Genomic DNA, 11,440 nt, shown 5'->3' with positions numbered 1-11,440 from the left:
GCCCTAGAGGCCCGGGCGCGTCTCGACCGCCCGGGCGTCCACCGGCTCGCCGCATTCCGAGCAGGTCTGCACCGGATGGAAATCGCAGCCACAGGTCTTGTGCCGGTGCAGCAGCGGCGGCCCCGCCTCGCCCGCATAGTGGCGGTCGCCCCAGTGCACGATGGCCATGACCACCGGATGCAGGTCCAGGCCCTTGTCGGTCAGCCGGTACTCATGGCGGACCGGGTGCTCCTGATAGGCCACGCGCCTCAGTACGCCCTCCTCCGTCAGATGCTTCAGGCGGTCGGCGATGATGGTGCGCGAGATCCCCAGCCGTTCCTGAAAAGCTTCGAAACGGCGCACGCCCAGAAAGCAATCGCGCAGGATCATCAGGGTCCAGCGATCACCAATGACCGCGACCGAACGCGCCACTGAGCACGGCTCCTGCGCCAAATCTTCCCACTTCATCGCGTACCTCGCTCACCCCCTGTTGACCGGGTCCAGATTCGATACCATCGTCCGTCCAGAAAATAAACTGACGGGAGATGAGCCATGGGCGTCTGTCTGGTGGTCGGAGCCGGAGACGGGGTCGGCGGGGCGATAGCCCGCGCCTTCGGCAAGGAGGGGCTCGAGGTCTGCATCACGCGCCGAGCCCGCAATATCGGCCAACTCGAAGAACTGGCCCAGTCGATCCGCGACGATGGAGGCAAGGCTCACGCCTATGGCGTCGACGCCCGCTCCGAGGACGAAATGATCGCCCTGTTCGACCGCATTGAGCGTGAGGTCGGGCCGCTGGAGGTGGTGGTCTTCAACATCGGAGCCAATGTCCGCTTCGAGCTGACCGAGACGACCAGCCGGGTCTTCCAGAAGGTCTGGGAAATGGCCTGCTTCGCGGGCTTCCTGACAGGTCGCGAAGCAGCCCGAGTGATGCTGCCCCGGGGCCAGGGCACGATCCTGTTCACCGGCGCCTCGGCCTCACTGCGCGGCCGGCAGGGTTTCTCGGCCTTCTCCGCCGCCAAGCAGGCGCTGAGGGCTGTCGCCCAGTCGGCCGCCAAGGAACTAGGCCCGCGCGGCATCCATGTGGCCCATGTAGTGGTCGACGGCGCGATCGATGGCGTCTTCGCCCGCACCAACATTCCCGACCGCCAAGAGCGGGTCGATCGCGACGACATCCTCAAGCCTGAGGAAATCGCCAGCAACTACGTCTGGCTCCACAAACAACAACGCTCGGCCTGGACGCACGAACTCGATTTGCGCCCTTGGTCGGAAAGCTGGTGAGGAAGAATCCCATGGGAAAGACTGTCGAGTTCATCTTCGATTTCGCGAGCCCCAACGCCTATCTCGCCCACTGCATCCTGCCGGACATCGCCCGGCGCACCGACGCCGACATCAAGGTAACCCCTTGCCTGCTGGGCGGCATCTTCAAGCTCACCGGCAATCAGGCGCCCATGACGGCTTTTGGCGAGATAAAGGGAAAACTGGCCTATGAGGCGCTCGAAACCCGCCGGTTCATCGAGAAGCACGGCCTGAGCCAGTACCGGCACAACCCCCACTTCCCGATCAACACCCTGCTGATCATGCGCGGCCTGATCGCCGCCCGCCGCATGGGGGTCGAAGGCGCTTATACCCGCGCGGTTTTCGCGGGAATGTGGGAACGGGGCCTGAAAATGGATGACCCCGCCGTGGTGGCCGACGTGCTGACCGAGGCCGGGCTCGACGCTCGCGCCCTCCTGGACGCTACCCAAGACCCCGAGGTGAAGGCCGAGCTCATCGCCAACACCGAGGCCGCCGCCGCACGGGGCGCGTTCGGAATCCCCACCTTCTTCGTCGGGGACGAGATCTTCTTCGGCAAGGAACGGCTAGGCCAGGTGGAAGAGCAACTCGCGGCCTGAAACCAAGACATCGCGAATAATCTTCAGTAACTGCGGATCAGTTTTCGTCGATATGAGCCAAATCAAAATGAGCTGATCCGCAGGATTTCAACACGCAAATCAACACATGAATTCGAGCCCACGACCAGTCGTGGATTCAGCGAGATTTTCCTCTCAGCCGACGAGATCGAACGTCGCTTGGCCGAAATACGCAGACTTCTTCGCGTATTACCTATAGATAAACGACATTCGCCCCGACGCTCCAGGAGTCGCGCATCCGCGCGCGCCCTGCGGCGTGGGACTTTGCCGCCGTCGCGCCCGACGACGCGCCGGCGTGGACAGAAGGAGTTATCCGCATGGCCATTAGAGATTCAGCCGATCGTTCCATTTTCACCGTGGCGCGCCACGACGGCCGTTGGGCCGTTGAACACGGCGGCGAGTATTTCGACCACACCATCGACAAGGAAGAAGCCAAGGCCGCCGCGAACAAGCGCGCTCGCGCTGCGCAGGACGCAGGCCGGCCATGCCAAGTGCGGGTCACTGGCGAGCACGGCTTCTTCGCTTCCGCATAGCACCCACCCACCAGCCTAGGCGCGGGGGTCCCGTGGTTCGGCTCATCTAACCGGAGCCTTCGTAATGAACCCCGAGACACCCGTCCGCCGCCCCGTCCCGCCCCGCGGCTCGCTGGCCACCAAGTTCTGCGGCGAAATCGAAGCTGCTCTGCTGGCCGGGGTCGAAAGAGAGGCCATGACGTTGCGCCTCACGCTCCGCGATGCATCCAACATCCGGCGCGATGGTGAAATCCCGGTTCAGGACCTCAGCTTCACGGGCGGCGAAATGCGCCTGTTGCAGGTCAAGGTGGTGGCCGGCGGCGTTGACGTCAGCAAACTCGACCTCGGCTAAAACCCCTACGAAATCAGACCGCGCAGGACCTGTCGGGCCTGCGCGTGTCGATGCTCCGCCCACTGTGCGATCGGCGCCACAGGCGCAATGGCCCACGCGATGCGACCACCAATCGCCGCTAAACCGCCCCAGCTAAGGGTTTGCGTGATCGCCCGCCCTAAAAATCTAGCTAGACCATTGTTCAGGCTGCATTTTCCGGCACGACAACGGCGCTAGACAGCGACTGGCGCCAAGGGATTACCCTTCCTCTCAGAACACCCATGCCGTGCGCCTCGCCAGAGATCGCCGAGCAATGGGGTCAGAGGGAGGACATCATGGCGTATCACCGCGGCTCCGCGGCTCAAGTGAGTCTGCTTGCTCTCATCATGGCGCTGCCGGCCGGCCAGGCCCTGGCGCAATCCACTGTCGAAGAACTCCTCGTCACGGCGCGTAAGCGCGACGAGGCGCTGATCGACGTGCCGTTCTCGATCAACGCGCTCAGCGAGACCAAGATGCGCGAGCGCGGCGCGACCAATATCGAGGAGCTCTCGCGAAACATCGCCAACTTCACGGTCCAGAACCTGGGCCCAGGCCAAAGCCAGGTCGCGATCCGCGGCATCTCCGCCGGCCAGATCGTTCGTGACCAGCCCGGCGTGAAGGAACAGGTCGGGGTCTATCTCGACGAGTCGGTGATCTCGCTCTCGCTTTTCACCCCCGACATCGACCTCTTCGACCTCAACCGGGTCGAGGTGCTGCGCGGCCCACAGGGGACGCTCTACGGCTCAGGATCGTTGTCCGGGACCGTCCGCTACATCACCAACCAGCCGACCACCGCCGGACTGGAGGGCGCGGTCGAAGCCACGTTGAGCGGGGTCAAGGACGGCCAGACCGGCGCCGAGATCAAGGCCATGGTCAATATGCCGTTCAGCGACAAGGTCGCCCTGCGCATCGTTGGCTACGCGACCGACTATGCAGGCTTCATTGATGCGGTTCAGCCCGGCGGCTGGGTCGACCAGGACGTGAATGGCGGGACCCGCGCCGGCGTCCGCGCCGCCCTGCTGATCCAGCCCACCGACCAACTCAGCATCACCCCGCGTGTGCTGTACCAGAAGATCGACGTGGACGGCTTCAACCGCGTCGATCTCTTCAACATCCTGGCCAATCCCTACACGACGACCCGCCCGGCGGTGACGCTGGGCGATCTCGAGCAGTTCACCCAGCTTCAGGAGAAGTTCGAGGACGAGCTGCTGCTTGCCGACCTGACGATCCAGTACGATTTCGGCGCCCTGGGCCTGACCTCGATCTCGACCTACCAGGATCGCGATGTCCTGGTGATCCGCGATGCGACCGCCCTGACCGGCTCGATCACCGGCGGCAGTATCGGCTTACCAGAGCCGGTCTACACCCTAAACGCCCCGCTCAACGACGCCACCAAGGTGAAGTCCTTCACCCAGGAAATCCGGCTGGCCAATACCGATGATGGCCCCTTCGCCTGGGTGATCGGCGGCTTCTACAGCGACGTGAAGCGCGACTATTCCCAGATCCTGGATGTCCGAGGTTTTGAAGCCCTCACCGGCATTCCCACGGCTGGGCCCGCCGCGCCTAGAGACGCGCTCTACTACTCCGTCGTGCCCTACGATCAGAACCAGTACGCCCTGTTCGGCGAAGGGACCTGGTCAGTCAACGAGCGGCTCGACATCACCGCGGGCCTGCGTTGGTCGAGCTATGAGGAAACCCGCACCCTCACCTTCGACGGGATCTTCGCCGAACGCACCATCGACGTGCCCGGCGACACCGACGCAGACGACTTCGCACCCCGCGTCATCGTCGCCTACAAGGCCACCGACGACATCACCTTGAACGCCCAGGCCTCCAAGGGCTTCCGGCTTGGCGGCATCAACGACCCGCTCAATCGGCCGCTCTGCACGCCGGCCGATTTCGCCACCTTCAACGCCCTGTCCACGCCCAGCTTCGACAATGAGACCGTCTGGAACTACGAGGCCGGCGTGAAGGCCGAGTTCGCGGACCGGCGTGGGTCCCTGACCTTCGCCGCTTTCTATTCCGACATTGAAAACCTGCAGGCCACCATCGACGCCGGCAGTTGCTCCTCGCGCGTCATCGTCAACGTGCCCAAGGCCAAGTCGGCCGGGGTCGAAGCTGAACTATCCTACAGCTTCAACAGCAACTTCGATGTCGCCGCCTCGGCCTCCTACAACAACGCCGAGCTGACCTCGAGCGTGGAGGACGCCGCCGGCGTCCCGATCCAGGGCCTGCGGGACGGCAATCGCTTGCCGACCGTGCCGGAGTTCCAGGCCGCCTTCAGCCTCAACTATGTCGGGGATCAGTGGGGGGAATGGACGCCGTTCGGCAACCTGACCTGGCAGTATGTCGGCGACCGCTTCACGCAGGTTTCCGACCAGGAGGACAATCCGCGGGATGTCGCCCTGTTCGGGATCGGCGCGCCCACGGTGTCCACGCTCAGCTTCCCGCTGGAACTGCCTGACTACCAGATCGTCAACCTGCGGGGCGGTCTTCGCTATCGCGACTTCGAGTTGGCGCTGTTCGTCCAGAACCTCACCGACGAACGCGCCCTGCTCTCGATCGACCGCGAACGCGGCCTGCGCGCCCGCTACGGCTATCAGACCAACCAGCCACGCACGATCGGCGTGACCTTCCGCCAGACCTTTTAGAAAGCAGGGCCTCTAGAAGAACTGCGCGAGATTGCGGCGGATCCGTTCCAGGACGGGTTCGTCGCTCTCTTCGATCTCGAAGACCTGGCCGGTGATCGTCTCAAAGGCCTGGATATAGACGGCGGCCGTCTCGACCAGCATCTCCGCCGGAATTTCCGGGATTGGATCCTTGTAGGGATCGCAGCGCTCAGCCACCCACGAGCGGACGAAGTCCTTGTCGAAGCTCTCGGGCCGCTGCCCGGCGGCGAACCGCTCCGGATAGCTTTGCGCGAACCAGTAGCGGCTGGAATCGGGCGTATGAATCTCGTCGGCCAGGATGATCTGGCCCTCGGCGTCGGTTCCGAATTCGTACTTGGTGTCGACCAGGATCAGGCCGCGCTCGGCTGCGATCTCCTGTCCGCGTGCGAACAGGGCGAGCGCGTAGGTCGAGAGCGTCTCCCACTGCTCGGCGGTCAGCAGCCCCTGCGCCACGATCTGCTCGGGCGTCAGCGGTTCGTCGTGGCCGCCGTCGAACGCCTTGGAAGTCGGGGTGATGATCGGCGTCGGCAGCTTCTGATTGTCGGTGAGGCCGTCGGGCAGCGTGTGGCCGTACATCTCGCGCTGGCCCTGCTTGTAGAGCGTCAGGATCGAGGTGCCGGTCGTGCCGGCAAGGTAATCACGCACCACGATCTCGACCGGCAGGATGTCCAGCCGGCGGCCGATCACCACATTCGGGTCCGGGTAGCTGAGGACGTGGTTGGGGCAGATGTCGGCGGTCTTCTCGAACCAAAACCGCGCGGTCTGGGTCAGCACCTGGCCCTTAAAGGGGATCGCCGCCAGGATGCGATCAAAGGCGCTGATCCGGTCGCTGGCGATGATGATCCGCCGGCCGTCCGGCAGATCGTAGTTGTCGCGCACCTTGCCGAAATACGGGCTCGGCAATTCGGGAATGATCGCGTCGCGCAGAACGCGATGGGCGTGCCGCGTAAGGGCCGTCTTGTCCATGGAGGTGATCCGCGCCGAAACCAGGAGCAGGCTCTCTAGCCTATTCCGGCGGTCAGGCCAGCCCCCGCCGCGAACCTCAAGCACCGCGAAGACAAAGAGGCCTACGCTCCGTATAGTCTCCACAACACGGAGGAATACCGCATGCGCCGCCTCGCCCTCGCCGCCGCTCTCGCCACCCTGGCCGCCACGCCCGCCTTCGCGGCGCTGAAGGAAGGCGCCAAGGCCCCCGACTTCACCGCCCAGGGCTATCAGGCCGGCAAGCCCATCACCTTCTCCATGGCCGAGGCCCGCAAGAAGGGTCCCGTCGTGCTCTATTTCTTCCCCGCCGCCGAGACCGCCGGCTGCAACCTGGAAGCCCGGCTGTTCGCCGAGGCGACCGACGACTTTAAGAAGCAGGGCGCGACCGTCATCGGCGTGACCTCAGGCAACCTCGACAAGCTGGCCGCTTTCTCGGCCGATACCGAGAAGTGCTCGGGCAAGTTCCCGGTCGCCGCCGATCCCAGCGCCAAGATTGCCGCCAGTTACGACGCCACGATGGCAGTGCGCCCGGGCTGGTCGAGCCGCACGTCCTATGTGATTTCGCCCTCCGGCCAAGTCATCCACGCCTATTCCGACATGAAGGCCAACGACCACGTCACCGAGACGATGACCGCCGTGAAGGCCTGGAACGCCAGCCACCCGAAGAAGAAATAGGCGCGCCGCCGGCCCCCTTCCCTTCGGGCGGAGGGGGCACGGCGAGCGACAACCCTTGCCCTACAACCACTTTTCCCGTATTAGCGCGCCTCTTCACGGAAGGCGGTCTCAAGCCGGAACGCGAAAGGATCGGGAACATCCCGGTCGCCGCGCCTGAGATCCATCGCTTCCCGCGGTCACCCGCCGCAGGACGCGCCGCCTTCCAAATGGGAAAAGGAAAAAATGGCGCTCTACGAGCACGTTGTTATTTCGCGGCAGGATATCTCGCCGCAACAGGCTGAAGCCCTGAACGACCAGATCAAGGCTCTGATCGAAGAAGGCGGCGGCACCGTCGCCAAGATCGAGTACTGGGGTCTTCGCAACCTCACCTACCGCATCAAGAAGAACCGCAAGGGCCACTATTCCCTTCTTTCGCTCGACGCCCCGCCGGCGGCCGTGAAGGAAATGGAACGTCAGCTGGGTCTGAACGAAGACGTTCTGCGCACCCTGACTGTCCGCGTCGAGGAACTCGACCTGGAACTCTCGCCGGTTCTGGCCCGTCGCGATCGTGAACGCGAGCGTGAGCCGCGCCGCGACGATTTCGGCGCCAAAGAAGGTGGTGGCTTTGCTCCGAAGGAAGGTGGCTTCTAATGTCTGACGAAACCGCTTCGGCCCCCGCGGCCGCCGCCGGCGGCGCTCGCCGCCCGTTCTTCCGCCGCCGCAAGGTCTGCCCGTTCTCCGGCGCCAACGCTCCGAAGATCGACTACAAGGACGTGAAGCTGCTTCAGCGTTACGTTTCCGAGCGTGGCAAGATCGTCCCTTCGCGCATCACCGCGGTCTCGGCCAAGAAGCAACGCGAACTGGCCAAGGCCATCAAGCGCGCTCGCTTCCTCGCCCTGCTGCCCTACGTCGTGAAGTAGGGAGACCAGGCACATGAAAGTTATTCTGCTCGAACGAGTCGAAGGTCGTGGCGGCCTCGGCGACTTGGTCACGGTGAAGGACGGCTATGCCCGTAACTTCCTCCTGCCCCGTCACAAGGCCCTGCGCGCCAACAGCGCCAACCTGAAGATCTTTGAAGGCCAACGCGCCGACATCGAAGCCCGCAACCTGAAGGCCAAGGAAGTTGCCGCGAAAGCCGGCGATAACCTGGACGGCACTTCGTACATCCTGATCCGTCAGGCTGGCGAAACCGGTCAGCTTTACGGTTCGGTTTCCGGTCGCGACGTCGCCGACATCGTCAACGGCGCCGGTGGCAAGCTCGACCGCTCCATGGTCGTTCTTGACAAGCCCCTGAAGACGCTGGGCGTCCACCCCGTGAAGGTTCGCCTGCACTCCGAAGTGGTCGTCAGCATCAACATCAACATCGCCCGCAGCCAGGACGAGGCCGAGCGCCAAGCCCGTGGTGAGAACGTGATCGCCTCGCAATACGAGGAAGATCGTCTCGCGGACGAAGAAGCCGCCGCCGACATGGTGGCCGGTGGAGCTGGTTCGCACGAAGTCGACTTCGGCGCCGACCGCTAAGCCTACCTGGTCCTTCGGACCTAGAGAACGGCGCGGACCTCACGGTCCGCGCCGTTTTTCGTGCGCGCAGACAGTCGCAGCGCAGCCTCATTAGCCGGCGTCGACACGCCAGAGACCTCATAGTTTTTCTGTCCGGCCTCATAGTCAGGCCCGCGCGCCTTGGGGTTGCGCGGTTCGCTCCACTCAAACGGGCGTTTTCCCGCGGATGTGGCGCCCATGTCATTCCCCCCGCGGCCCCAAATTCATAGGTTCCGCCAAGGCTTAAGCCTGACGTCTCTCATGACGGAAAATAATTGGGGAATATCAATGAAGTATCGCGTGTTTCTACTCGCGGCGGCGTCCGCTGCGAGTCTTACATCCGGCGTGGCGTTTGCTCAGACCGGAGCCGACGTAGAGGAACTGGTCGTCACCGGCACTCGCACCGAGGGTCGTTCGCGTCTTGAGACCCTGGCGCCCGTCGACGTCATCAGCGCCGATGCGCTGCAACAACGCGGCAGCACCGAACTGGCCACGGCGCTCGCGACCAGCGTGCCGTCCATCACCTTCCCGCGTCCGTCGAACACCGATGGCACCGACGCCATCCGCCCGGCCACGCTGCGCGGCCAAGGCCCGGACCAGACCCTGGTGCTGGTGAACGGCACGCGCCGCCACGCCACCGCCCTGGTCAACACCAACGGCTCCGTCGGCCGCGGCTCGGCCGCCGTCGATCTGAACGCCATTCCGTCGACCGCCATCGACCGCATCGAAGTCCTGCGTGACGGCGCCTCGGCGCAGTATGGCTCGGACGCCATCGCCGGCGTCATCAACCTGCGCCTGCGCGAAGCGGCCAGCGGCGGCGGCCTGTCGGTCACCTACGGCTCGAACGTCACCAGCTTTGACGGCTTCTACGGCCGCAACGACGACATCACCGACGGCGCCACCACCACCGTTTCGGGCTGGCAAGGCTTGAGCTTCCTGGGCGACGGCTTCCTGACCTTGTCGGCTGAGTATCGCAACCGCGAGAACACCAACCGCAGCGACATCGACAAGCGCGTCACGCCCAACCGCATCACCTCGCGCTTCGGCGACGCCGATGTGGAAGACCTGTCGTTCTACGCCAACGCCGGCAAGTCGCTGAACGACACCTGGGATCTCTATGGCTGGTATGGCTACCAGCATCGCGACGCCTCCAGCGCTGCGACGTTCCGCCTGCCGACCGACACCCAGCAAAACGTCCCTTCGGTCTATCCGAACGGCTACCTTCCCTTCCTGACGACCGACACCGAAGACAACAGCGCCGGCCTCGGCATCCGCGGCGAGATCGCCGGCTTCACCGCCGACTTCAATGTCGTCTACGGCAAGAACGACATCGATTTCGGCGTGCAGAACACGATCAACCCGTCGTTCGGCGCCGCTTCGCCGACCTCGTTCCAGGCCGGTGGCCTGACCTATGATCAAATCGTCTTCGGCGCGGACTTCAGCCGCGAATTCGAGGTCGGCTTGGCTGGCCCCCTGAACGTCGCCTTCGGCCTTGAGGCTCGCCAAGAGACCTACAAGATCAACCAGGGCCAATATGAATCCTACGCCCGCGGTCCGATCACCAACGTCGCCTTCGGCTCGCGCGGCTTCACCGGCTTCACCCCGTCCAACGAAGTCGATGTCGATCGCAACAATGTCGGCGTCTATATCGACCTGGAAGGCAAGGTCACCGAGCAACTGACCCTGTCGGCCGCCGTGCGCTACGAGGACTATTCGGACTTCGGCGACACCACGACCGGCAAGCTCGCCGCTCGCTATGACTTCACGCCGGAATTCGCCATCCGCGGCGCGGTCTCCACCGGCTTCCGCGCGCCGGCGCTGCAACAGCAGTACTACACGTCGACCTCGATCCTCTACATCGACAACGTGCCCTTCGAGACCGGCACCTATCCGGCGACCAGCAACGTCGCCGCCGCCCTGGGCGCCCAGCCGCTGAAGGCTGAAACCTCGGACAACTACGCCTTGGGCTTCGTCTTCCGTCGTGGCGCCTTCGAACTCACCGTCGATGGCTACAAGATCGACGTGAAGGACCGGATCGTTCTGTCCGAGACCCTGCAGGGCAGTCCCACCGCCGCGCCAGGCACCAACGCCCGCGTGATCTACGACCTGCTCGCGCCCTACGGCGCCACCGCGGCCCGCTTCTTCATCAACGGCGTCGACACCGACACCGTCGGCGTGGACGTGGTCGCGCGCTATCGGATTGTCGATGAGCAAGCCGGCACCTTCGACCTGACCGCCGCGGGCAACGTCAACGACATCGAGGTCAAGCGCACCCCGGTGACCACCACCCTGCCGACCCCGACCTCGCTGTTTGCCCGCCAGGCGCGCCTGCGGTTCGAGGAAGGCACGCCGAAGCAAAAGCTGACCCTGCAAGGCGATTGGAAGAAGGAAGCCTGGGGCGCGACCGTGCGCACCACCTTCTATGGCGACGTCCTCTCGCCCGGCACGCTGGCTGATGGCAGCGCCGACAACAGCACCGGCAACCGTGGGCTGGTCGATCTGGAAGCGCGCTACACCTTCCCGGTGGGCCTGACCGCCTCGGTCGGCGCCGACAACGTCTTTGACGTCTATCCGCGCCAGATCATCCCGTCGCAGAACACGACCTCGGCCTCGCCGTTCTCGTCGTTCTCGCCGTTCGGCTTCAGCGGCCGCTTCGTGTACGGGCGCCTCGCCTACAACTGGTAGCAGGTCGACTATACGACCGAGACTGACGCGGCGCGGGGCTACAAGCTCCGCGCCGTTTCTGTTCCGCGATCTGTCCACAGGGTCGCAAGTTCCTGTGAGTTCCACGAGATCGTCAGCGACCAGAGTACGACGGTTTAG

Annotated in this window: 12 protein-coding genes; 10 read left to right on the top strand and 2 right to left on the bottom strand. The window is 64.3% G+C overall.

The features are described 5' to 3' along the window. Positions 1-3 precede the first annotated feature (3 nt). Positions 4-447: a helix-turn-helix domain-containing protein gene (locus tag Q8M13_RS12795; protein WP_305300338.1), complete on the bottom strand. Its 444-nt coding sequence runs from the start codon at positions 445-447 to the stop codon at positions 4-6. A gap of 84 nt (positions 448-531) precedes the next feature. Here Q8M13_RS12795 and Q8M13_RS12790 point away from each other — a divergent pair, with 84 nt between their 5' ends. The 5 genes from Q8M13_RS12790 (at position 532) to Q8M13_RS12770 (ending at position 5,422) form a co-directional block, all read left to right on the top strand. Beyond that, on the top strand, positions 532-1,257 hold the full coding sequence (locus Q8M13_RS12790) for an SDR family NAD(P)-dependent oxidoreductase (protein ID WP_305300337.1): 726 nt from the start codon (positions 532-534) through the stop codon (positions 1,255-1,257). Positions 1,258-1,268: 11 nt separating this feature from the next. Continuing rightward, positions 1,269-1,871 carry a 2-hydroxychromene-2-carboxylate isomerase gene (locus Q8M13_RS12785; RefSeq protein WP_305300336.1) on the top strand — a complete coding sequence of 201 codons (603 nt, stop codon included), beginning with the start codon at positions 1,269-1,271 and terminating at the stop codon, positions 1,869-1,871. A gap of 335 nt (positions 1,872-2,206) precedes the next feature. Next, entirely contained in the window at positions 2,207-2,422 is a 216-nt protein-coding gene (locus Q8M13_RS12780; RefSeq protein WP_305300334.1) for a DUF2188 domain-containing protein, read from the top strand. 64 nt (positions 2,423-2,486) lie between these two features. Further along, positions 2,487-2,753: a hypothetical protein gene (locus tag Q8M13_RS12775; protein WP_305300333.1), complete on the top strand. Its 267-nt coding sequence runs from the start codon at positions 2,487-2,489 to the stop codon at positions 2,751-2,753. 314 nt (positions 2,754-3,067) lie between these two features. Beyond that, on the top strand, positions 3,068-5,422 hold the full coding sequence (locus tag Q8M13_RS12770; RefSeq protein WP_305300332.1) for a TonB-dependent receptor: 2,355 nt from the start codon (positions 3,068-3,070) through the stop codon (positions 5,420-5,422). A gap of 12 nt (positions 5,423-5,434) precedes the next feature. Here the strand turns inward: Q8M13_RS12770 and Q8M13_RS12765 are convergent, their stop codons facing one another. Further along, on the bottom strand, positions 5,435-6,406 hold the full coding sequence (locus tag Q8M13_RS12765) for a phosphoribosylaminoimidazolesuccinocarboxamide synthase (RefSeq protein WP_305300331.1): 972 nt from the start codon (positions 6,404-6,406) through the stop codon (positions 5,435-5,437). Between the two features lie 141 nt (positions 6,407-6,547). Between Q8M13_RS12765 and Q8M13_RS12760 the strand changes: the two genes are divergently transcribed. The 5 genes from Q8M13_RS12760 (at position 6,548) to Q8M13_RS12740 (ending at position 11,302) form a co-directional block, all read left to right on the top strand. Further along, positions 6,548-7,099 (top strand): peroxiredoxin, encoded by a 552-nt coding sequence (locus tag Q8M13_RS12760; RefSeq protein WP_305300330.1) that lies wholly within the window; start codon positions 6,548-6,550, stop codon positions 7,097-7,099. Between the two features lie 222 nt (positions 7,100-7,321). Beyond that, positions 7,322-7,729 carry a 30S ribosomal protein S6 gene (gene rpsF, locus Q8M13_RS12755; RefSeq protein WP_305300329.1) on the top strand — a complete coding sequence of 136 codons (408 nt, stop codon included), beginning with the start codon at positions 7,322-7,324 and terminating at the stop codon, positions 7,727-7,729. After that, positions 7,729-7,998, top strand: coding sequence for a 30S ribosomal protein S18 (gene rpsR / locus Q8M13_RS12750; RefSeq protein ID WP_305300328.1), 270 nt, complete (start codon positions 7,729-7,731; stop codon positions 7,996-7,998). The genes rpsF and rpsR overlap by 1 nt, the downstream gene beginning before the upstream one ends. 13 nt (positions 7,999-8,011) lie before the next feature. Further along, a complete protein-coding gene (gene rplI, locus Q8M13_RS12745) occupies positions 8,012-8,599 on the top strand; it encodes a 50S ribosomal protein L9 (protein WP_305300327.1) in 588 nt (195 codons plus the stop codon). 306 nt (positions 8,600-8,905) lie between these two features. Beyond that, positions 8,906-11,302: a TonB-dependent siderophore receptor gene (locus tag Q8M13_RS12740; RefSeq protein ID WP_305300326.1), complete on the top strand. Its 2,397-nt coding sequence runs from the start codon at positions 8,906-8,908 to the stop codon at positions 11,300-11,302. The last annotated feature ends 138 nt before the right edge of the window (positions 11,303-11,440 follow it).

It is taken from the genome of Phenylobacterium sp. (assembly GCF_030681155.1).
Taxonomy (GTDB): domain Bacteria; phylum Pseudomonadota; class Alphaproteobacteria; order Caulobacterales; family Caulobacteraceae; genus Phenylobacterium.
The sequence above is the reverse complement of the archived record's forward strand: the minus strand, read 5'-3'. Positions and strand labels throughout refer to the sequence as shown.